This is a genomic window from Micromonospora sp. CA-111912 (assembly GCF_050948415.1).
Taxonomy (GTDB): Bacteria; Actinomycetota; Actinomycetes; order Mycobacteriales; family Micromonosporaceae; genus Micromonospora.
On sequence record NZ_CP192007.1, the window covers coordinates 5,121,716 to 5,143,357 of the forward strand.

Here is a 21,642-nt window from a genome sequence, read left to right on the forward strand (position 1 = left end):
AGCTCACTCCTCGCACTCACAGCGAGGAACCCACCAGCTTGACCAGGTCGACCAGGCGGTTGGAGTAGCCCCACTCGTTGTCGTACCAGCCGACGACCTTGACCTGGTTGCCCACGACCTTGGTCAGCGGCGCGTCGAAGATGCACGACGCCGGGTCGGTGACGATGTCCGAGGAGACGATCGGGTCCTCGTTGTAGACCAGGATGCCCTTGAGCGGGCCCTCGGCTGCGGCCTTCAGCGCGGCGTTGACCTCGTCCACCGTGGTCTCCCGGTTGACGTTGACCGTGAGGTCGGTGGCCGAGCCGGTCGGGATCGGCACCCGCAGCGCGTACCCGTCGAGCTTGCCCTTCAGCTCCGGCAGCACCAAGCCGATGGCCTTCGCGGCGCCGGTGGAGGTCGGGACGATGTTCAGCGCGGCGGCCCGGGCGCGACGCAGGTCGGAGTGCGGCGCGTCCTGGAGGTTCTGGTCCTGGGTGTACGCGTGGATCGTCGTCATCAGGCCGTGCTGGATGCCGAACGTGTCGTGCAGCACCTTCGCCATCGGAGCGAGGCAGTTGGTGGTGCAGGAGGCGTTCGAGATGATCGTGTGCTTGGCCGGGTCGTACTGGTCCTGGTTCACGCCCATGACGACCGTGACGTCCTCGTTCTTCGCCGGGGCGGAGATGATGACCTTCTTGGCCCCGCCGGCGACGTGCGCCTTCGCCTTGTTGGCGTCGGTGAAGAAGCCGGTGGACTCGATGACCACGTCCACGCCGGCCTCGCCCCACGGCAGCTTCGCCGGGTCCTTCTCGGCGTACGCCTTGATGGCCTTGCCGCCCACGATGATCTCGTCGGCGGTCGCCTTGACCTCGTGCGGCAGGCGACCCAGGATGCTGTCGTACTTGAGCAGGTGAGCGAGCGTCGCGTTGTCGGTCAGGTCGTTGACGGCCACGACCTCGATGTCCGCGCCGGACGCCAGCACGGCCCGGAAGAAGTTACGGCCGATGCGGCCGAAGCCGTTGATGCCAACCCGGATGGTCACAGGTCCCGTCTCCTCGCGTTCTGATCCGCCGGCGTCAGCTTCGGCCGGCGAGGTGATGTGCGCCGGCCGTTGGAGCCGGCCGTTGACAGTTCATGTCGGCCACCCCGCCGCGGTCCGCAAGACCATGACCGCCCGAGGCGGTGAGCACGGCGGGGAGTGCCAGTACCGGCCCCCTTGCCGTATGCAGCGACCCTATCCGAGCGCGTGGCGGCGTGCTGCGCCGGGTGGTGATCCGCTTCGCGTTCCCGGGCCGGGTCCCGGCCCGGGGACGTGCGGCGGGGCGGGCCGGCGCCCGCCGCCGCGCGCGCCGCCGTCCACCTACCGCCACCGTCCTATCAGACCACGAGCATGTCGGGCGTGACGGCCGCTTCCGTATCCGGGATGCCCAGGTCACGGGCCCGCTTGTCGGCCAGCGCCAGCAGCCGGCGGATCCGCCCGGCGATGGCGTCCTTGGTCAGCGGCGGGTCGGCGAGCGCGCCCAGCTCCTCCAGGGACGCCTGCCGGTGCTCCAGGCGCAGCTGGCCGGCGGACGTGAGGTGGTTCGGGGCGTCCTCGGCGAGGATCTCCAGGGCCCGGGTCACCCGCGCGGCGGCGGCCACCGCGGCCCGCGCCGAGCGGCGCAGGTTGGCGTCGTCGAAGTTGGCCAGCCGGTTGGCCGTCGCCCGCACCTCACGGCGCACCCGGCGTTCCTCCCAGGCCAGCACGCTGGAGTGTGCTCCCACCCGGGTGAGCAGCGCGGCGATCGCGTCGCCGTCCTTGACCACCACCCGGTCCACGCCGCGCACCTCGCGGTTCTTCGCGGTGATACCGAGCCGGCGGGCCGCGCCCACCAGCGCCAGGGCCGACTCCGGGCCGGGGCAGGTGATCTCCAGGGCGCTGGAGCGGCCCGGCTCGGTCAGCGAGCCGTGCGCCATGAACGCCCCCCGCCACGCGGACACCGCGCAGCAGACGTTCGCGGCCACCACGTGCGGGGGCAGCCCCCGCACCGGCCGGCCCCGGACGTCGAGCAGCCCGGTCTGCCGGGCCAGGGACTCACCGTCCTTGACCACCCGGACGATGAAGTGGCTGCCCTTGCGCAGCCCGCCGGAGGCCAACACGTGGATCTCGCTGGAATAGCCGTAGACCTCGGCGATCTCCCGGCGCAGCCGCCGGGCCACCGCCCCGGTGTCGAGTTCGGCCTCCACCACCACCCGGCCGGAGACGATGTGCAGCCCGCCGGCGAAGCGCAGCAGCGCCGCCATCTCTGCCCGCCGGCAGCAGGGCTTGGGCACGTCGACCCGGCTCAGCTCGTCCTTGACCGCAGCCGTCATCGCCATTGTGCGCCCCCTCACGGACCGGTTCCGGCGTGTCGCCGGAGATTACGTACGTGCTTAACGATCGGCACCCAGGACAGGCACCAGGGCTGCGCCCAGGGCTGCCGGATCGTGATGGGGCCCGCCCTCGGTGACGGCGACCGGGGCGAGGAGCAGCCGGGCACCCAGCGATTCTGCCGCACGCTCGACGGGGCCGGGATCGCCCACCGCCTTGGAGTCCGCCAGCACGGCGTCCACCGTCAACTCGGGCAGGTAGTGCCGCAGGGTGGCCAGGTGGTCGGCCAGGGAGAGCCCGAGGGTCTCCTTCTCCGCCGCCAGGTTGAGGGTGACCAGCCGGCGGGCCGGGCTGGCCACGATGGCGGCGGCCAGCCCCGGCACCAGCAGGTGCGGCAGCAGGCTGGTGTACCAGCTCCCCGGCCCGAAGATCAACCAGTCCGCCTCGGCGATGGCTGCGACGGCCTCCGCGCAGGCCGCCGGGGCGGTCGGGGTGAGTCGCAGCGCCTCCACCCGCCCGGTGGTGACCGCCACCTGGTGCTGCCCGCTCACCGTGCGCGCCTCGTCCGGGCACGCCGGGTCGACGCCGCGTACCCGGGCCTCGATGCCGACCGGCTGGCGGGACATCGGCAGCACCCGGCCCACCGCGCCGAGCATCGCCCCGGCGTGTTCCAGCGCGGCGACCGGGTCGCCGAGCAGCTCGATCAGCCCGCACAGGACCAGGTTGCCGACGGCGTGCCCGGCGAGCCCGTCGTCGGTGTCCGCCGGGTCACCGGGGGTGCTGGCGAAGCGGTGCTGGAACAGCCTCGCGCTGCGCCTGGTGGCCGGGTGGTCGCCGGCGAGGGCCGCCAACGCCTGGCGCAGGTCCCCCGGCGGCAGGCCGCCGCGCCGGGCCCGCAGCCGCCCGCTGGAGCCCCCGTCGTCGCCGACGGTGACCACGGCGGTGATGTCCAGGTCGAGCTCGGGCGCGCAGCGGCGCAGCGCCCGCAGGGACACCGACAGGCCGTGCCCGCCGCCGAACGCGACCACCCGCGTCGGCGTCATTCCCGCCCCAGGTCGCGGTGCTGGGCCTTGGCGGCGAGGCCGGCGTGACGCAGCCGGGCGGCCAGCTCCTCGGCGATGGCGACGCTGCGGTGCTTGCCGCCGGTACAGCCGACCGCCACGGTGAGGTAGCGCTTGCCCTCCCGCTCGAAGCCGACGGTGGTGGCGTTGACCAGGTCCGCGTACGTGCCGACGAAGGCGTCCGCGCCCTCCTGGCCGAGCACGTACGCGCTGACGGCCTCCTCCCGGCCGGTGTGCTCGCGCAGCTCGGGCACCCAGTACGGGTTCGGGAGGAACCGGGCGTCGAGGACGAAGTCGGCGTCGGGCGGGAGGCCGTACTTGAAGCCGAAGGAGAGCACGGTGACCCGCAGCCGGCGGCTGTCCTCGCCGCCGAACAGCTCCTCGATCCGGCGGCGGAGCTGGTTGACGTTCAGGTGGCTGGTGTCGATGATCACGTCGGCCTGGTCCCGGGCCTCTTCCAGCAGCCCCCGCTCCACGGCGATGCCGTCGGCGAGCCGCCCGTCGCCCTGCAACGGGTGCGAGCGCCGGACGCTCTCGAACCGGCGGATCAGCACCTCGTCGTCGGCGTCGACGAAGACCACCCGGGGGGAGAAGCCCCGCTCCTTCAGCTCCCGGATCGCCCCGACCAGGTCGGTGGAGAAGGCGCGCGAGCGAACGTCGAGCACCATCGCGGTACGCCGGGCCGCGCCACCGGCCTTGACGGCCAGCTCGGCCATGTCGAGCATCAACGCCTGGGGCAGGTTGTCGACCACGTAGTAGCCGACGTTCTCCAACGCCCGCGCCACGGTGCTGCGACCGCCGCCGGACACGCCGGTCACCACCACCAGGGTGGTCTCCGCCTCCGACGCCGCCGATGTCGGGTCGCTGGTCACCGGAACCCCGGGCGTCCGCGCCTCGTTCACTGCCTACTCCCCCACGGGTGACGCCACGGTCGAGATGACCGCGCACGGCCAATCTGCGACTCTATCCCGCCGAGCCCCGCCCCCAGGCGCAGCCCGCCCCAACACCCCACCCCACCCCACCCCACCCCACCCCTCCACCCCGCCCCTCCACCCCACCCCTCCACCCCGCCCCTCCACCCCACCCTCTCCACGCCGATCTTGCACTTGCGGCCCGGACAGAGGGCGCATGAGCGACATATCGAGGGCCGCAAGTGCAAGATCGCGGTTGCGTGGGGCGGGGGCGGGGGGCGGGGACGGCGGGGTGGTGGGTGGCGGGATTGGGCACGATGGAAGAAGTCAGTCGGCGAAAGCCGCGCCACACTGCGGTTGGACATCGATCCGTGTCAATCTACTGCGTTGCGGTGGGTTGGGCGGGTGCGTCCACGCGGCCGGCGGTCACCGGCCTCCCGGTCCGGGCGTCGTCGCCAGCGTCGCCGTCGCGCCCGCGCCCGGGTCTCGTCCCCCCAGCGTGAGGAGCGCAGCGTGACGCAGACCCACAATTCCCCCCGACGGCCCGAGGTGCCGACAGGGCTCCGGCCTGACACCGGGCAGGAGGGGACGTCCGCCTTCGTCAACGGGCACTTCCCCCGGCGGCGGGCGCTGATCGTCCTGCTCAGCGTGATCGGCGGCTTCCTGCTGACCGTGGTCTGGTCGGCGGAGTTCGTGGACCAGACCATCGGCGACAACGTCGCCAACACCCTGCTCGGCCACGACGCCAAGGAGACCCCGATCCAGGGGATCGCGGCGGGCATCGTGTTCGCCTTCGTCTCCGGGATCGCCGGCACGTTCACCGCCTGCAACATCGCCGCCTTCGGCGCCCTCGCCCCGCTGACCGGCACCACCACCGGGAGCAGGTTCAGCAGGTTCGTCCAGCCGCTGAAGCCGCTTGGCTGGATGTCGGTGGGCATGATCGCGGTGTCGGCCGTCTACGGCGCGATCGTCGGCATCGTCGGCACCTCGATGCCGCAGTTCTCCACCGCCCCCACCACGCCCGGCGGCCTGTCGCCGAGAAGCATCCAGTCGATGGTCGTCTTCGGCGTGATCGGGCTGGTGATGATCTATCTCGGACTGGCCTCGATCGGCGTGGTGCGGGATCCGTTCGCCCGGCTCGCCGGCCGGTACCCCAACGCCCCGATGATCTTCATGGGCGCGCTGATCGCCGGCTTCCTGATCGGTCGGCCGTTCGGGCTGTTCCGGCAGATGTTCCGCGACGCCGCGGAGAGCGGCAACCCGCTGTACGGGGCGGCGGCGTTCACGCTCCAGTCCATCGGCAACATCGTCATCATGGCGGTGCTGTTCCTGCTGCTGGCCTGGCTCGCCGGCTCCCGACTGCAACGGTGGTTCACCGAGCGGCCGACCCGACTGGCGGTGCTGACCGCGGTCGCGTTCATCGTCGCCGGCGCGTTCACGTTCCTCTACTGGGACGTACGGCTGCTCGCCCGCCGCGAGATCATCCCCTGGTACCCGCTGGCCCCCTGGGCCTGACCCGGCACGCCGCCGCTGGTGACCGGAGCCTCGGCCACCAACGGCGGGAACCGGCCGAGACACCCGTCAGCGGCGCCGCCCCAGCGCCTTGACCCGGTCGCGGCCGAGCACGCCGAGGTAGTCCCACGGCTCGTCGAGGCAGGAGTCGACCTCGGCCGCCCCGATGACCTCGGCCAGCCGCTTCGCCAGCTCGTCGGGGTCCGGCTGGACCTGCTCGCAGAGCTGGACGTGGACCGCCCGTAGCGCACCGCCGATCTCGCCCGGTTCCTCCTCGTACGTCTCCCAGGCGTCATAAAGGGGCGGGACGAGGCGGTCCCAGACGCGCGCGGCCTGCTCGACCACCAGCAGGGTTCCCTCCGTCGCCGGCCGCTCGGCCAGCACCCGCACCTCTTCGACGATCGCCCGGCCGGCCTTCTCGACGTCGTGCAGCTCCCACCGGTCACCGCTGGTCGCCTCGTGCGCGATGTTGTCGATGCTCCGGCCGACGTCGTCCAGCTCGGCGGCGTTGAGGGGCGCGAGCCGGCCGGCCTGCGCCAGCAACCTGTTCTCCAACACCCGATCCGCAGCCGCCCACTCGGCTACCAGCAACGCGAGCCGCCGGGCGGGAATGCCGCGCGCGAGCTCGGCCAGCTCGGCGACCCTGGGGTCGATCTCCAGAGCCGACGACGAGGTGGCCGCCGCCGAGGACCAGTCGAATCGGCCCTGCACAGCGGCGACAGTGAGTGCCACCGCGTGGGCGCATAGTTCCTCACGGGCCGGGCAGTCGCACTGGGCGGTGAAGCCGTCCGCCGTGATCCCCACCCAGACCTCGTACGGCGGCTGCCCGCCCTCCCGGATCACACCGGACGCTCCCCCGCCGGCCGATGTGATCGCCGCCGGCTGCCCCGCTGCCAGAAGCTTGTCCGCCGCGTCGCAGGCCACGGCCCCGGCCTCGCCCCGCAGGGCGTCGATGTCGATACGTACCGCCATCCCGCCATCTAACCGGGCGGGGCGACGCCGCCAACATCAGGGCAGGGACCAACTCGCCAAGGTCGTCAGGCGCGCGGGCTGGGGCGACGGGGACGGCGAGACCGGACGGTGACGGCCCTGTCGTACCCGGCCAAGATCGCGCTCGAACACGGAAAGAGTGGCCTCCCGCGCTGAGAAGGCCACTCTTTCCCGGATCGAGCGCGATCTTGCGACAGCGACCCGTCGGCGCGACCGTGCCGACCGCGGCCCCGCCGACCGAGTCCCCGCCAGCGCGGGATGCGCGTGAGGGGCGCCGGGGCAGGTCGCGCGGGCCACGCAGATGCGGGCGCCGAGGCGAGGGCCGGCCTCGCCGGTCGCGGCGGCGGTGCCGAGCAGCGCCGCGCCCTGGAGCAGGCCGCGGCGGGTGAGGGTGGACGGAGGTTCGGGTGAGGTCGGCACGGGGGTCTCCGATCACGAGGGGACCCGGTGATCGCGGTCGCGACGAGGCCGGCCAGGCGACGACGATCACCGAGCGTAACAATGCTGCGGGACGGTGAGCATGCCCTGTGGTCGATGAGTTTGCGCCGGTCGACAGAGACGGGTCAAGGCGCTAATACGGATTATCAAAACGGTCCGCGCCGACCGCCCGTTGATCCGGCCGAGCTGGTGGCGGCAGAAACGGGAACTAGGCGTCGCTCAGCGTGTCTGATTCGGGGGGCGGCGCGTCCGGGGTCGGGTTGAGGGCGGCGGTGATCGCCTCGGCGGTGCGCCGGCCGACGCCGGGGACCTCGGTGATCTCCTCCACCGACGCGGCGGCGAGCCGCTTGAGCGAGCCGAAGTGGCGCAGCAGCGCCTTGCGCCGCACCTCGCCGAGGCCGGACACGGTGTCCAGCGCCGACTCGGTCATCCGCTTCGAGCGGCGCTGCCGGTGGAACGTGATGGCGAAGCGGTGCGCCTCGTCGCGCACCCGTTGCAGCAGGTAGAGCCCCTCGGAGGTGCGCGGCAGGATGACCGGGAACTCGTCGTCGGGCAGCCACACCTCCTCCAGCCGCTTGGCCAGGCCGCACAGCGCCACGTCGTCGATGCCCAGCTCCGCGAGGGCCTGGGCCGCCGCCGCGACCTGCGGCGCGCCGCCGTCGACCACCACCAACTGCGGCGGGTACGCGAACTTCCGTGGCCGCCCGGTCGTCGGGTCGATGCCCGGCCGGTCCGGGTCGGAGGCGGTCTCCTCCCCCAGCTCGCCGGTCTCGGCGCGGGCGTCGAGGTAGCGGGCGAAGCGGCGGCGCAGCACCTCCGACATGGCGGACAGGTCGTCGGTGGCGCCCCGGACGATGAACCGGCGGTACTCGCCCTTGCGGGGCAGGCCGTCCTCGAAGACCACCATGCTGGCCACCACGTCGGTGCCCTGGATCTGGGAGACGTCGAAGCACTCGATGCGCAGCGGCACGGTGCGCATGCCGAGCGCGTCGCTGATCTCGTCGAGCGCCTGGCCGCGGGTGGTCAGGTCGCCGGCGCGCTTGAGCTTGTGCCGGGCCAGGCCGTCCTTCGCGTTGCGTTCCACCGTCTCCAGCAGGGACCGCTTGTCGCCGCGCTGCGGCACCCGCAGGGACACCCGGCTGCCCCGGCGGCCCGACAGCCAGTCGGCCAGCGCGTCGGCGTCGGCGGGCAGGGCGGGGACCAGCAGCTCGCGGGGCACGTCGGCCTCGCCCTGCTCCCCGCCGTACACCTGGGTGCAGAAGTGGTGCACCAGGTCGCCGGCGGTCAGGTCCTCCGTCTTCTCCACCACCCAGCCGCGCTGGCCCCGGACCCGGCCGTCGCGCACGTGGAAGACCTGGACGGCGGCCTCCAGGGGGTCGTCGGCGAACGCGACCACGTCGGCGTCGGTGCCGTCGCCGAGCACCACGGTCTGCTTCTCCATGGCCCGGCGCAGGGCCGCGACGTCGTCGCGCAGCCGGGCGGCCTTCTCGAACTCCAGCGCCTCGCTGGCCTCGGTCATCTCGCGTTCGAGCCGGCGGACCATGGTGTCGGTGCGCCCGCCCATGAAGTCGCAGAAGCCGTCGACGATGTGCCGGTGTTCCTCGGCGGAGACGCTGCCCACGCAGGGCGCGGAGCACTTGCCGATGTAGCCCAGCAGGCAGGGGCGGCCCACCTGGCCGGCGCGCTTGAACACGCCGGCCGAGCAGGTGCGCGCGGGGAAGACCCGCAGCAGCAGGTCGAGCGTCTCGCGGATGGCCCAGGCGTGCGAGTACGGCCCGAAGTAGCGCACCCCCTTGCGCTTGGCGCCGCGCATCACCTGGAACCGGGGGAACTCCTCGTCGACCGTGACGGCGAGGTACGGATACGACTTGTCGTCGCGGTAGCGGACGTTGAACCGGGGGTCGTACTGCTTGATCCAGGTGTATTCGAGCTGGAGGGCCTCGACCTCGGTGCCGACGGTGACCCAGTCGACCGACTCGGCGGTGGTGACCATCTGCTGGGTGCGCTGGTGCAGCCCCCACAGGTCGGCGAAGTAGGAGCTGAGCCGGCTGCGCAGGCTCTTCGCCTTGCCGACGTAGATCACCCGGCCGGTGCCGTCGCGGAACCGGTAGACCCCCGGGGCGTCGGGGATCGTGCCGGGCGGGGGACGGTAGGTGGAGGGATCAGCCACGCCTGGAAGACTAGCCGCCGGCCCCGACAGCCCAGATCACGCCGAGCTGGTCGACCTCGCTGCCGGCCCGGCCGAAGAAGCCGGCGAGTCGCCCGCCGGGCGGCGCGGTGAAGGTCACCGCGTCCGAGGTCGGCGTGCCGCCGGACAGGGTGCGCCCGAGGTTGGTGGTGAACCGGGCGGAGAAGATCCGGGTCCGGCCGTCCTTCTTTCCCTGGGTGAGGGTGACCTGGGTGACGTGCTCCCCCTCGGCCAACGCGAGGCTGGCCGGGGTGCCGCCCGCGTCACCGTGGGTGCGGGTGACGCCGCCGGCGAGGCCGACGCCGACCTGGTCGAGCCGGGAGCCGGCACGCAGCGAGACGGTGGCGACCCGGGGCCCGGCGGCGTCCGCGTCGGTGAACGGGGTGCCGTGCGGGCCGCCCCAGGTGTCGCTGGCCCGCAGACCGGGGTCGAGGGCCCAGGTGAACCAGGCGGCGTGCGGGTAGTGGTCGGACAGCGGGTCGCCGGCCGGATCCAGGAACCGGGCGTGCTCGTTGTGGTAGCGGGTCAGGCCCAGCCGGATTAGCCGGTTGCTCCGGTAGAGGATCTTGTCGACCACCTCGCAGGCGTCGGTGACGTTCGCCGGGTCGCAGGTCAACGCCGGGCTGCCGAGCGCCGGGGGCACCCCGCCGCGCTCCTGGCGCACCCACGCGTCGGTGAGGCCGTTGGCGGCCACCAGGTCGCGGATGGTGTCGCCAACGCGGGTGTAGCGGGAGTTCAGGTCGCCCATCACGATCACCGCGTTGCCGGCGGAGTTGGCGGCGACGTACGCGGAGAGCTGGCTGACGTTGGACCGGCGGGCGGCGAGGTCGGCCTCGGTCGTGCCGGCGTTGGTGTGCACGTCGTAGAGGTCCACGAAGGCGCCCTCGGCGAGCCGGACCCGGGACCGGCTGAAGCCCTTCGGGGTGAGGCAGTCGAAGCCGTTGCAGTCGTCCCACTTGACCCGGACGAAGTCCGACACCGGGTAGTTGGACATCGTGTTGAGGCCGTCGCCGATGGGCACCCCGCCGCTGGTCGGCGTGCGGTGCGGGTGCCGGTCGGTGGCGTACAGGTCGGCGTGGTAGTTGAAGTCCTCCTGGACGTGCACGATGTCGTAGGCGTTGACCCGCTCGCCGATGGGCCGCGTGTTGACCGCCGGCTTGCTGCCGGACAGCGGTTCGGGCAGGCCGGCGACGTTGTAGGTGAGCACCGAGAAGGTGCCGGACGTGACGGCGGCCGGCGCCAGCGCGGATGCTGCGGCGGGCGCGGCGGCGGCGGGCGCGGACGGGGGCAGCAGGACGGCGAGCAGCGCCACGGGGGCCAGCAGGCGGGCGGGTCTCATCCGACGTCCCTTCTCGACAGCGGGACCGGGTCCGGCCGGCACCGGCTCGGGAGATCGAAGGGTATCGAATGAATCCGGCCGGCTCAACACTCGCGGCGACCGGGGGCCGATCCACAGATTGCCATCTTCCAATATCGGGGCGCGGAGATTACCATCCGGTAACTGAATGTTCTTCACGTAATGATCGGCACCCGTCCCTCGCCATGATCCCCATCCCCCCGGAGGATCACCATGCCCCGTCCCACCACCACCCGCCGCCTGCTGGCCGGCGCGACCGCCGCCGTCGGCGTCGCGGCCCTGCTCGTCGCCTCCCCCACCCCGACCCCCGCCGTCGGCGCGCCGGCCAACGCCGCCGCCACCGCCGCCACCAGCGCGTTCGCCGGAAACGACTACTGCCTGGGCGAGTGCGGCGACATCGTGCCGCCCGGCCAGAACGGCAACGCCACCCTCGTCGAGGTCCTCGCCAACCAGAGCCTCGGGACCCTGCCCCGGCACTCCGCCGACCAGCTCGGCAAGTACGCCGACCTGGTCTACGGCTACGCCGGGCTGCGCGAGGAACAGATCGGCAACTTCTTCAACGACGCCTCCTTCGGCGTTCCGGCCGGACAGGTCGAACGCGACTACTCACCCCGCTCCGACGTACGCATCCTGCGGGACAAGGCGACCGGCGTCCCGCACGTCACCGGCACCACCCGCGGCGGCACCATGTACGGCGCCGGGTACGCCGGAGCCGAGGACCGGCTGTTCACCATGGACCTGCTGCGCCACGTCGGCCGAGGAACCCTCACCCCGTTCGCCGGCGGGTCGCCGGGCAACCGGGCCCTGGAGCAGAGCGTCTGGCGCAACTCGCCCTACACCGACGCGGACCTCCAGACGCAGGTCGACGCACTGCGCACGAAGGGCCCGCGCGGCGCGCAGCTCTACACCGACGTGCAGGAGTACATCGCCGGCATCAACGCCTACATCGGCGTCTGCATGGCCAACCGCAACTGCCCCGGCGAGTACGTGCTGACCGGGCACCTCGACGCGATCACCAACAAGGGTGGCCCCGAGCCGTTCCGGATGACCGACCTGATCGCCATCGCCGGCGTGGTCGGCGGCCTGTTCGGCGGCGGGGGCGGCAACGAGATGCAGTCCGCGCTGGTCCGCATCGCCGCCCGGGCCAAGTACGGCCCCGTCGAGGGCGACAAGGTGTGGACGGCCTTCCGCAACCAGAACGACCCCGAGACAGTGCTGACCCTGCACAACGGGCAGAGCTTCCCGTACGGCAACGCCTCCCCGGACGCGGCCAGCGTGGCGCTGCCCGACGCCGGCTCCGCGAAGGCCGAACCGGTCTTCACCGACCCCACCGGCTCCGCCACCACCACCGCCGGCAAGGGCTCCGAGCTGGCCGCCGCGCTGTCCGGGCTGACCATCGACCCGGCGCACCGGGGCATGTCCAACGCGGCCCTGGTCTCCGCCGCCAACTCCTCGACCGGCCACCCGGTCGCCGTGTTCGGCCCGCAGACCGGCTACTTCTCCCCCCAGCTACTGATGATCCAGGAGTTGCAGGGCCCGGGGATCAGCGCCCGGGGTGCCGCGTTCGCCGGCCTGAACCTCTACGTGCTGCTCGGCCGGGGCCAGGACTACGCCTGGAGCGCCACCTCGTCGACCCACGACATCACCGACACGTACGCGGTGCCGCTGTGCACCACCGACGGCAGCGCGCCCACCCTGACCAGCGCCCACTACCTCTACCGTGGCCAGTGTCTGGCGATGGAGCAGCTCGCGCACACCAACAAGTGGATCCCGACGGTGGCGGACAGCACGCCCGCCGGGTCGTACAAGCTCACCGCCTGGCGGACGAAGCTCGGCCTGGTCGCCTGGCGCGGGGCCGTCGGCGGCAAGCCGCACGCCTTCACCCAGCTCCGCTCCACCTACCGGCACGAGGCCGACTCCGCGATCGGCTTCCAGATGTTCAACGACCCGTCCCAGATGGGCTCCGCCGACGCCTTCACCGCCTCGGCGAACAACGTCGAGTACGCGTTCAACTGGTTCTACGTCAACTCCACCCAGTCGGCGTACTTCAACTCCGGGCTCAACCCGATGCGCGCCGCCGGGTCGAACCCGAACCTGCCGATGAAGGCCGAGGCCGCGTACGAGTGGCAGGGCTACCAGCCGGCGACGAACACCGCGACGTACGCCCCGCTGGCCGCCCACCCCCGCTCGGTCGACCAGGACTACTACGTGAGCTGGAACAACAAGCAGGCCAAGGACTTCGGGGGGGCCGACGGCAACTTCAGCTTCGGCGCCGTGCACCGGGGCAACCTGCTCGACCGGCCGCTCAAGGCGGCGATCGCGTCGGGAAAGAAGTTCGACCGGGCGTCGCTGACCAGCCTCGTGGAGCAGGCCGGGCTGACCGACCTGCGCGGGATCGAGGTGCTCGACGAGCTGATCCGGGTGCTGGAGAGCCAGCCCGTCGGCGACGCCGCCCTGGCCGCCGAGATCGGCCGGCTGAAGGCGTGGCGGCAGGCCGGCGCGCTGCGGGTGGAGACCACCAAGGGCTCGAAGGTGTACCAGCACGCCGACGCGATCCGCACCTTCGACGCCTGGTGGCCGTTGCTGGTCCGGGGGATGTTCTCCGCCCCGCTCGGCCCGGACCTCTACCAGGCGCTGGTCAACACCCTCCAGATCAACGAGTCCCCCTCCGAGGGCCAGTCGCACAAGGGCTCGTCGTTCCAGTACGGCTGGTGGGGGTACGTCGACAAGGACCTGCGCGCGGTGCTCGGCGACCCGGTCGCCGGCGGACTCGGCCGCACGTACTGCGGCGGCGGCACCCTCGCCGGCTGCCGGCAGGTCCTGCTCGACACGCTGCGCGGCGCGGCGGCCACCCCGGCCGCCCAGGTCTACCCCGGCGACGCCACCTGCTCGGCCGGCGACCAGTGGTGCGCCGACGCGATCATCCAGTCGCCGCTGGGCGGGATCAAGCACGCCACGATCGCCTGGCAGAACCGGCCCACCTACCAGCAGGTGGTCTCGTTCCCCGCGAAGCGCGGCGACGACGTGACCAACCTCGCCGCCGGCCGGCCGGTGACGGCGTCGAGCACTCAGTTCCTCTATCCCGCGAGCAGGGCGGTCGACGGGGACCTCGGCACCCGGTGGGCCAGCTCCCGCAACGACGACCAGACGCTCACCGTCGACCTGGGCTCCGCCCGAGCCGTGGGCCGGGTGGTGCTGGACTGGGAGGCGGCGTACGCCCGGTCGTACCGGATCGAGGTGTCCGCCGACGGGACGACCTGGCGCACGGCCTGGTCGACCACGGCCGGCGACGGGGGCACCGACGTGGCGGCGTTCCCGGCCGGGAACGCCCGGTACGTGCGGATGCGCGGCCTGACCCGGGGCACCGAGTACGGCTTCTCGCTGTGGGAGATGGCGGTGTACGCCCGCTGACCCCCCGCGCGGCGGCCGGCACGGGATCATCCGTGCCGGCCGCCGCCGTCAGGCGAGGGTGATCTGGTCGCCGTCGACCTTGATCTCCTTGGCCGCCAGCGGCTTCGTCGCCGGGCCCTGCTTCACCGAGCCGTCGGTGATGGAGAACTTGCTGTTGTGGCAGGTGCAGTTGATGGTGCCGCCGTCGACGTTCGACACCGGGCAGCCCTGGTGGGTGCAGATCGGGTCGAAGCCCTTGAACGTGCCGGCCTCGGGCTGGGTGATCACCACGCCCTTGCTGGCGTACACCGCGCCGCCGCCGACCGGGATGTCGGCGGTGCGGGCCAGCGGGGCGGACGTGTCCCGGTTGCCGCCCTCGGCGTCGCCCGCGCCGGTCGCGCCCGGGCCGCCGCTGGTCGGGGCGGAGCCGCCGGCGGTGTCGTCGTCGCTCCCGCAGGCCGACAGGACGACCACCGCGCCCACCGCACCGGCACCGGCGAGGAGGGCGCGGCGTGTCTGCGTGCCCGGAGGAGTCTGCGCCTGCTCGTCACTCATGTCTGGCCTCTCTCTCGACTGCCGCCGCCGTCACGATCTGCGGCCATACCCGCTGTCCACGGATCACGGCGCCTGACGGTTCAACGAATAGACCACCGTGATCGCTTCGGGTCGGCGACGCGGCGGTGCCCGTCGCCGGGAGACCGCCGCGTCGCCGGGCCGGAGCCGGTCCAGGGGTCAGCGCGCCCCGGCCGTGGCCTTCCGGCCGGACCGGGCGCGGGTGGTGCCGTTGGCCTTCGCGGCCCGGCCGGTGGCCGCCTTGGCGCCCTTGGCCTCGCCGTCGAGCCTGAGCACCTGGCGCAGGAACTGCCCGGTGTGGCTCTCGGGCACCTCGGCGACCTCCTCCGGGGTGCCGGTGGCCAGCACGCTGCCGCCCCGGTGGCCGCCCTCCGGCCCCATGTCGATCAGCCAGTCGGCCGTCTTGATCACGTCGAGGTTGTGCTCGATGGTGATGACGGTGTTGCCCTTTTCGACCAGGCCCTCCAGCACCATCAGCAACTTACGGATGTCCTCGAAGTGCAGGCCGGTGGTCGGCTCGTCGAGCACGTACACCGTCCGGCCGGTGGAGCGTTTCTGCAGCTCGGAGGCGAGCTTGACCCGCTGCGCCTCGCCGCCGGACAGCGTCGGCGCGGACTGGCCCAGCCGGACGTAGCCCAGGCCCACGTCGACCAGCGTCTTGAGGTGCCGGTGGATGGCCGGGATGGCGGAGAAGAACTCCGCCGCCTCCTCGATGGGCATCTCCAGCACGTCGGAGACCGTCCTGCCCTTGTAGTGCACCTCCAGGGTCTCCCGGTTGTACCGGGCGCCCTTGCAGACCTCGCACGGGACGTACACGTCGGGCAGGAAGTTCATCTCGATCTTGATCGTGCCGTCACCGGAGCACGCCTCGCACCGGCCGCCCTTGACGTTGAACGAGAACCGGCCCGGCCCGTACCCCCGGACCTTGGCCTCCGTGGTCTCGGCGAACAGCTTGCGGACGTAGTCCCAGACGCCGGTGTAGGTGGCCGGGTTGGAGCGTGGGGTGCGGCCGATCGGCGACTGGTCGACGCCGACGACCTTGTCCACGTGCTCCAGGCCGGTGATCCGGGTGTGCCGGCCCGGCACGTGCCGGGCCCCGTTGATCTGGTTGGCCAGCACCGCGTGCAGGATGTCGTTGACCAGCGTCGACTTGCCCGAGCCGCTGACCCCGGTGACCGCGATGAGCTGGCCCAGCGGGAACGACACGGTCAGGTTGCGCAGGTTGTGCTCGCGCGCGCCGTGCACCACCAGCTCCCGCTCCGGCGTCTGCGGCCGGCGCCGGCTCGGCGTCGGGATCTCCCGGCGCCCCGACAGGTACGCCCCGGTGACCGACTCCGGGTTCTCCAGCAGGGCGGGCACCGAGCCGGAGTGCACGATCCGGCCGCCGTGCTCGCCCGCGCCCGGGCCGATGTCGACGATCCAGTCGGCGGCGCGGATGGTGTCCTCGTCGTGCTCGACCACGATCAGCGTGTTGCCCAGGCCGCGCAGCCGGATCAGGGTCTCGATGAGCCGGTGGTTGTCCCGCTGGTGCAGGCCGATGGACGGCTCGTCGAGCACGTAGAGCACGCCGACCAGGCCGGAGCCGATCTGGGTGGCCAGCCGGATGCGCTGCGCCTCGCCGCCGGAGAGGGTGCCGGCCGGGCGGTCCAGGGAGAGGTAGTCCAGCCCGACGTCGAGCAGGAACTTCAGCCGGGCGTTGATCTCCTTGAGCACCCGCTCGGCGATCATCTTCTGCCGGTCGGTCAGCTCGATGCCGGCCAGCAACTCGGCGCACTCGCCCACCGACAGGTTGCAGACCTCGGCGATGCTCTTGCCGGCCAGGGTGACCGCGAGCACCTCCGGCTTGAGCCGGGCCCCGCCGCAGGCCGCGCAGGGCACGTCGCGCATGTAGCCCTCGTACTTCTCCCGCGACCACTCCGACTCGGTGTCGGTGTGCCGGCGCTCGATCCACTGCACCACGCCCTCGAAGCCGGTGTAGTAGGAGCGCTCGCGGCCGAACTTGTTGCGGTAGCGCACGTGCACCTGGTCGCCGGAGCCGTGCAGGATGGTCTTCTGCGCCCGTGCCGGCAGGGCCCGCCACGGCGTGTCGACGTCGAAGTGCTCGGCCTCGCCGAGGGCCTCCAGCAGGCGCAGGAAGTACTCCAGGTTGTGCCCGGTGGACCAGGGCTGGATCGCGCCCTCGCGCAGGCTGCGCTCCGGGTCGGGGACGACCAGCTCCGGGTCGATCTCCTTCCTGGTGCCCAGGCCGGTGCACTCGGGGCAGGCGCCGTAGGGGGCGTTGAAGGAGAAGACCCGGGGCTCCAGGTCCTCGATCGCCAGAGGGTGGTCGTTGGGGCAGGCCAGGTGCTCGGAGTAGCGACGCTCGCGGTCGGGGTCGTCCTCGGCGAGGTCGACGAAGTCGAGCAGCACCAAGCCGCCGGAGAGGCCGAGCGCGGCCTCGACCGAGTCGGTCAGCCGCCGCTTGGCGCTGGGCTTGACGGTGAGCCGGTCGATCACCACCTCGATGGTGTGCTTCTCCTGCTTCTTGAGCTTCGGCGGCTCGGTCAGCGGGTGCACCACGCCGTCGATCCGGGCCCGGGCGTACCCCTTGCCCTGGAGCTCGGCGAACAGGTCGACGTATTCGCCCTTGCGGCCCCGCACCACCGGGGCGAGCACCATGAACTTGGTGCCCTCGGCCATCGCGAGCACCCGGTCGACGATCTGCTGCGGGCTCTGCCTGGAGATCCGCTCGCCGCAGACCGGGCAGTGCGGCTCGCCGACCCGGGCGTAGAGCAGGCGCAGGTAGTCGTAGACCTCGGTGATGGTGCCGACGGTCGAGCGCGGGTTGCGCGAGGTGGACTTTTGGTCGATGGACACGGCGGGGCTGAGCCCCTCGATGAAGTCGACGTCCGGCTTGTCCATCTGACCGAGGAACTGCCGGGCGTACGAGGAGAGCGACTCCACGTACCGGCGCTGCCCCTCGGCGAAGATCGTGTCGAAGGCCAGGCTCGACTTACCGGAGCCGGAGAGCCCGGTGAAGACGATCAGGGCGTCCCGGGGCAGGTCGAGACTGACGTCACGCAGGTTGTGCTCGCGCGCGCCACGGATGATCAGTCGGTCGGCCACGGTCCGTGTACTCCCGGGAGAAGAAGGCGAGGAGAATCTGTCCGCTCCGGGGCGGTCCGGGAGCTTCCGGGACGGCCCTGAGCGGTTGTGCGGGCGCAGAAGAAGCGCCTCGGCAACTCTAGCTCCGAGGTACGACAACTTCCCGCGCCCGCACATTCCCCCAGCTCACGCCGGTCGCGCCGGACCGCCGCCCAGCCCTGCAGGCAGTCACCGGCGGCGGCGTGACCCCGGCCACGGCCGCGCCCGGGCAACCCGGCCCACCCGAGCGCGCGGGGCAACGCAACGGCAACCGTGTGTCACGACCCCCGCTCGGGCGGAGTGGCGACGCGGACACGCCGCGTCACGGGCGGCCCGTTCGGTGGCGCCCACCGCGCCAGCCGCCCCGGCGCTCGGCGGCCAGCCGGGTCTCCCGGCGCCGGGTCTCGAAGGCCACCTCCCGTTGCAGCTTGCGCCAGCTGTCGTACCGGCGGGCGGTCAGCTCCCCGACGGCGAGGGCGTCGCGGACCGCGCAGCCCGGCTCGGCGTCGTGCGCGCAGTCGGCGTACCGGCAGCCGGTGGCCAGCTCGGCGATGTCGGCGAAGGTCCGGTCCAGCCCGACGGCGGCGTCGAGCAGGCCGACCGCCCGCACCCCCGGGGTGTCCAGCACCGCGCCGCCTCCGGGGACCGGGACCAGCGCCCGCCAGGTGGTGGTGTGCCGACCTTTGCCGTCGACCCGGCGGATCGCCTGGGTCGGCATCACCACCGCCCCGGCCAGGGCGTTGACCAGGCTCGACTTGCCGGCCCCGGACGGCCCGAGCAGGGCCAGGGTGCGGCCCGGGACCACGTGGGCGCGCAGCGGGTCCAGGCCGGTGCCCCGCTCGGCGCTGACCGGCAGCACCGGCACCCCGGGCGCGACCCCGGCGAACTGCCGGGCGATCGCCGCCGGGTCGGCGGCGAGGTCGGCCTTGGTGAGCACCACCAGCGGGGTGGCACCCGAGAGGTGGGCCAGGGCGAGCAGCCGCTCGACGCGGGCGACGTCCGGCTCCGGGTGCACCGGCTCGACGACGGCGGCGGCGTCCAGGTTGGCAGCGAGTACCTGCCCGCTGGCGTCCTTGCCGGCGGTGCGGCGCACCAGCGCGGTGCGCCGGGGCAGCACGGCCTCGATGGTGACCGGCCCGTCCGGCCAGGTGTGCAGGAGCACCCAGTCCCCCGCGCAGGGCAGCCGGGTCAGGTCACGGGCGGCGGCGGCCAGCACCGCCGCGCCCAGGGTGGCGCGGACCGGGCCGTCGGCGCCGAGCACGGTGCACACGCCGCGGTCGACCCGGGCCACCCGGCCCGGCCGCTGGTGGGTGCGATTACGTACGTGGGCCGCCCACTCGGCGTCCCAGCCGAGGGCGATCAGGTCGATGGTCATCGGAACCTCTCCGGTGTCGGGGTGAGCAGTGGCGCGACTCGCGTGCTACGACCGGCATGGGCACCACCTCCTCCGACGTCCCGGGTGCCGCCTACGACGCCGACGGTAGGGGGCGGGCCGACGCGCCGAAAGCGATTTCCACGGCGACGCGGCGGGGGCGGACCGCTAGGGTCGGGTCGTGACCGCAGATCCGCTGCTGCTGACCGGTGACCTCGACGACGCCACGGCCCGCCTGCTTCGCACTGCGGCCGCCCTCGACACTGCGGGCGTCGCCGGGGCGTCCCTGCTGCCCGGCTGGACCCGGGGGCACGTGCTGACCCACCTGGCCCGCAACGCCGACGGGTTCGTCAACCTGCTCACCGCCGCCCGCACCGGCGAGCACATCCCGATGTACGCCAGCACCGCGGCCCGCGCCGCCGACATCTCCGCCGGCGCGTCCCGGCCGCCCGCCGCCCACCTGGACGACCTGCGCCGCTCGGCGGAGCGGTTCGACGAGGCGGTCGCGGCCATGCCGGTCGAGGCGTGGGCGGCCACGGTGCAGACGCGACGCGGCCCGTGGCCGGCCGCCATGCTGGTCTGGGGACGGCTGCGTGAGATCGAGGTGCACCACGTGGACCTGGCCACCGGGTACCGCCCGGCCGACTGGTCGGAGGCGTTCGCCCAGCGGTTGTTGCACGAGGTCGCGACCGGTCTGTCCGGCCGGCCCGACGCGCCGGCGATGGTGCTGCGCTTCGACGGCAGCCGCCACGAGCTGGTCGTCGGCGGCCGCGGGGCGGCGCCCACGATCACCGGCCCCGCCTCCGAACTCGCCGCCTGGCTGACCGGCCGCGGTGCCGGCGAGACGCTCGCCGTCACCCCCGACGGTCCCCTGCCGAACCCACCGGAATGGATGTAGAAACGATGACCTACAGCGGAGACGTCAGCCCCGGCGGCGCGCCGGCCGTACGCGAACTCGACGGACTCACCATCACCAAGGTGTCGGTGGGGCCGATGGACAACAACGCCTACCTGCTGCGGTGCACGGGCACCGGCGAGCAGTTGCTGATCGACGCCGCCAACGAGGCCCCCCGGCTGTTGGAGCTGGTCGGCGACGCCGGCCTGGCCACCGTGGTCACCACCCACCAGCACATGGACCACTGGGTGGCCCTGGAGGAGGTGGTCGCCAAGACCGGTGCCCGTCCCCTGGTGCACGCCGACGACGCCGCCGGCCTGCCGATCGAGGTGGACACCCTCGCCGACGGGGACACCGTGACCGTCGGCGACCGCGAGCTGGAGGTGATCCACCTGCGGGGGCACACCCCGGGCTCGATCGCCCTGCTCTACCGCGAGCCGGCCGGGACCCCGCACCTGTTCACCGGGGACTCGCTATTTCCCGGTGGCGTGGGAAATACGGACAAGGACCCGGAGCGCTTCGGTCAGCTCGTCGACGACGTGGAGCACCGACTGTTCGACCGGCTGCCGGACGAGACGTGGTTCTACCCGGGGCACGGCAGGGACAGCACCCTCGGCGCGGAGCGCCCGTCGCTGCCCCAGTGGCGGGCGCGCGGCTGGTAGCGAACGCATTTCACGACGCCCGGGGTCGGCTTTTGCCAGCTCCGGGCGTTTTGCTTTCCGCATCCGAAGCCCCGCCTGCGGAACGAAGAGATTCCGCTGCGTTCCGGTGACGTGTCGACTGACGGGCACTTGCTGCACATCCGGTTTCCGTTCCGGTTCGCGCGGCGCGCGAAGGTTCTGCTGGTTTCGGCCGTCTATCGATACTTCGTAGCGCCTCATGCGGACCGCGCTTTGCGTTTGCGCGGCACAGACGCGGTTTGATCAATCGGCAAAGCTATGGGCCGGAATTTTCTGCAGGGTTTTCCGCTGCTGCACCCGCCTTGCCGGGCCGGGCATCGGTCAGGATATTCCGGACATCCCTCCATTCCTGACACTAGGTAGTTAACGCTGAGTCGAGCCCGCGAACACCCCTTGACGTATGGGGTGCAGCATTAAAGAATCAAGAATGCCCGGCGGAGGGGTAAAACCAGAGCCGACGACAGAGGCGGGCGGCGAGCAACGCCGTAGGACATGTTGGGCTCGCCGGCGCACGGTTTCCGCATCCATCGACCACTCGTTCTGCAATACCACACATCCAACATCGACGACACTGGACAGGTCGCCTGAATATCCTTTCGCGGAGGCTCCTTGCCGAAGGAAAGGATGAGCCGGCGCGCCCAAATGGCATCGCTGTCTGGCAGCAGGTGTCGGTCCGGATATGGCTGGATCCGCCCATTCGCTCCGGATTTATCAAGCGACCCGTGTGGTCGTACGGGCAGAGGCGGATCGACCTATCCGTAAGTCTGTAAGCACAAGCATCTCGGGTTGACTCCGGCGGGATTCCGCACTGGAGGATCCCGGG

14 protein-coding genes are annotated in these 21,642 nt (G+C 72.3%); 4 read left to right on the forward strand and 10 right to left on the reverse strand.

All coding sequences use genetic code 11. The annotated features are described in order from the left end of the window. Nucleotides 1–16: 16 nt before the first annotated feature. From gap to rapZ, 4 genes are all read right to left on the reverse strand, one after another. Nucleotides 17–1,021, reverse strand: a complete 1,005-nt coding sequence (gene gap / locus ACQPZO_RS21095; protein ID WP_396670823.1) for a type I glyceraldehyde-3-phosphate dehydrogenase — start codon at nt 1,019–1,021, stop codon at nt 17–19. A 335-nt stretch (nt 1,022–1,356) separates the two neighbouring features. Then, entirely contained in the window at nt 1,357–2,337 is a 981-nt protein-coding gene (gene whiA, locus ACQPZO_RS21100; RefSeq protein WP_433343339.1) for a DNA-binding protein WhiA, read from the reverse strand. 54 nt (nt 2,338–2,391) lie between these two features. After that, nucleotides 2,392–3,372: a gluconeogenesis factor YvcK family protein gene (locus tag ACQPZO_RS21105; RefSeq protein ID WP_433343341.1), complete on the reverse strand. Its 981-nt coding sequence runs from the start codon at nt 3,370–3,372 to the stop codon at nt 2,392–2,394. Next, nucleotides 3,369–4,292 carry an RNase adapter RapZ gene (gene rapZ / locus ACQPZO_RS21110; RefSeq protein WP_433343342.1) on the reverse strand — a complete coding sequence of 308 codons (924 nt, stop codon included), beginning with the start codon at nt 4,290–4,292 and terminating at the stop codon, nt 3,369–3,371. Before rapZ ends, ACQPZO_RS21105 begins: the two co-directional genes overlap by 4 nt. Before the next feature lie 522 nt (nt 4,293–4,814). Here rapZ and ACQPZO_RS21115 point away from each other — a divergent pair. Then, a complete protein-coding gene (locus ACQPZO_RS21115) occupies nt 4,815–5,816 on the forward strand; it encodes a hypothetical protein (protein ID WP_433343344.1) in 1,002 nt (333 codons plus the stop codon). A gap of 66 nt (nt 5,817–5,882) precedes the next feature. On the opposite strand, the gene ACQPZO_RS21120 is transcribed toward ACQPZO_RS21115, so the two are convergent. The 3 genes from ACQPZO_RS21120 to ACQPZO_RS21130 form a co-directional block, all read right to left on the reverse strand. Beyond that, the gene (locus ACQPZO_RS21120; protein WP_433343345.1) at nt 5,883–6,785 is read right to left on the reverse strand and encodes an SWIM zinc finger family protein; all 903 of its coding nucleotides are present in this window, start codon (nt 6,783–6,785) and stop codon (nt 5,883–5,885) included. 664 nt (nt 6,786–7,449) lie between these two features. Continuing rightward, entirely contained in the window at nt 7,450–9,411 is a 1,962-nt protein-coding gene (uvrC, locus tag ACQPZO_RS21125; protein WP_433343347.1) for an excinuclease ABC subunit UvrC, read from the reverse strand. A gap of 10 nt (nt 9,412–9,421) precedes the next feature. After that, entirely contained in the window at nt 9,422–10,768 is a 1,347-nt protein-coding gene (locus ACQPZO_RS21130) for a jacalin-like lectin (RefSeq protein ID WP_433343349.1), read from the reverse strand. Nucleotides 10,769–10,999: 231 nt separating this feature from the next. On the opposite strand from ACQPZO_RS21130, the gene ACQPZO_RS21135 reads away from it, so the two are divergent. Continuing rightward, on the forward strand, nt 11,000–14,197 hold the full coding sequence (locus ACQPZO_RS21135) for a penicillin acylase family protein (protein ID WP_433343350.1): 3,198 nt from the start codon (nt 11,000–11,002) through the stop codon (nt 14,195–14,197). 48 nt (nt 14,198–14,245) lie between these two features. Here the strand turns inward: ACQPZO_RS21135 and ACQPZO_RS21140 are convergent, their stop codons facing one another. The 3 genes from ACQPZO_RS21140 to rsgA all read right to left on the reverse strand — a co-directional run bounded on the left by ACQPZO_RS21140 (nt 14,246) and on the right by rsgA (nt 19,247). After that, a complete protein-coding gene (locus tag ACQPZO_RS21140; protein WP_433343352.1) occupies nt 14,246–14,731 on the reverse strand; it encodes a Rieske (2Fe-2S) protein in 486 nt (161 codons plus the stop codon). A gap of 177 nt (nt 14,732–14,908) precedes the next feature. Then, nucleotides 14,909–17,854: an excinuclease ABC subunit UvrA gene (gene uvrA / locus ACQPZO_RS21145; protein WP_433343354.1), complete on the reverse strand. Its 2,946-nt coding sequence runs from the start codon at nt 17,852–17,854 to the stop codon at nt 14,909–14,911. 340 nt (nt 17,855–18,194) lie between these two features. Next, nucleotides 18,195–19,247 carry a ribosome small subunit-dependent GTPase A gene (rsgA, locus tag ACQPZO_RS21150; protein ID WP_433343356.1) on the reverse strand — a complete coding sequence of 351 codons (1,053 nt, stop codon included), beginning with the start codon at nt 19,245–19,247 and terminating at the stop codon, nt 18,195–18,197. A 178-nt stretch (nt 19,248–19,425) separates the two neighbouring features. On the opposite strand from rsgA, the gene ACQPZO_RS21155 reads away from it, so the two are divergent. Together ACQPZO_RS21155 and ACQPZO_RS21160 are read left to right on the forward strand one after the other, a co-directional pair. Continuing rightward, a complete protein-coding gene (locus ACQPZO_RS21155) occupies nt 19,426–20,142 on the forward strand; it encodes a maleylpyruvate isomerase family mycothiol-dependent enzyme (protein WP_433343358.1) in 717 nt (238 codons plus the stop codon). 5 nt (nt 20,143–20,147) lie between these two features. Next, nucleotides 20,148–20,801 carry an MBL fold metallo-hydrolase gene (locus ACQPZO_RS21160; protein ID WP_433343359.1) on the forward strand — a complete coding sequence of 218 codons (654 nt, stop codon included), beginning with the start codon at nt 20,148–20,150 and terminating at the stop codon, nt 20,799–20,801. Nucleotides 20,802–21,642: the final 841 nt, after the last annotated feature.

Coding starts and splice junctions, on each gene's coding strand:
- whiA (WP_433343339.1), bottom strand. CDS start 2,337: ATGGCGATGACGGCTGCGGTCAAGGACGAGCTGAGCCGGGTCGACGTG.
- ACQPZO_RS21105 (WP_433343341.1), bottom strand. CDS start 3,372: ATGACGCCGACGCGGGTGGTCGCGTTCGGCGGCGGGCACGGCCTGTCG.
- ACQPZO_RS21120 (WP_433343345.1), bottom strand. CDS start 6,785: ATGGCGGTACGTATCGACATCGACGCCCTGCGGGGCGAGGCCGGGGCC.
- ACQPZO_RS21130 (WP_433343349.1), bottom strand. CDS start 10,768: ATGAGACCCGCCCGCCTGCTGGCCCCCGTGGCGCTGCTCGCCGTCCTG.
- ACQPZO_RS21135 (WP_433343350.1), top strand. CDS start 11,000: ATGCCCCGTCCCACCACCACCCGCCGCCTGCTGGCCGGCGCGACCGCC.
- ACQPZO_RS21140 (WP_433343352.1), bottom strand. CDS start 14,731: ATGAGTGACGAGCAGGCGCAGACTCCTCCGGGCACGCAGACACGCCGC.
- rsgA (WP_433343356.1), bottom strand. CDS start 19,247: ATGACCATCGACCTGATCGCCCTCGGCTGGGACGCCGAGTGGGCGGCC.
- ACQPZO_RS21160 (WP_433343359.1), top strand. CDS start 20,148: ATGACCTACAGCGGAGACGTCAGCCCCGGCGGCGCGCCGGCCGTACGC.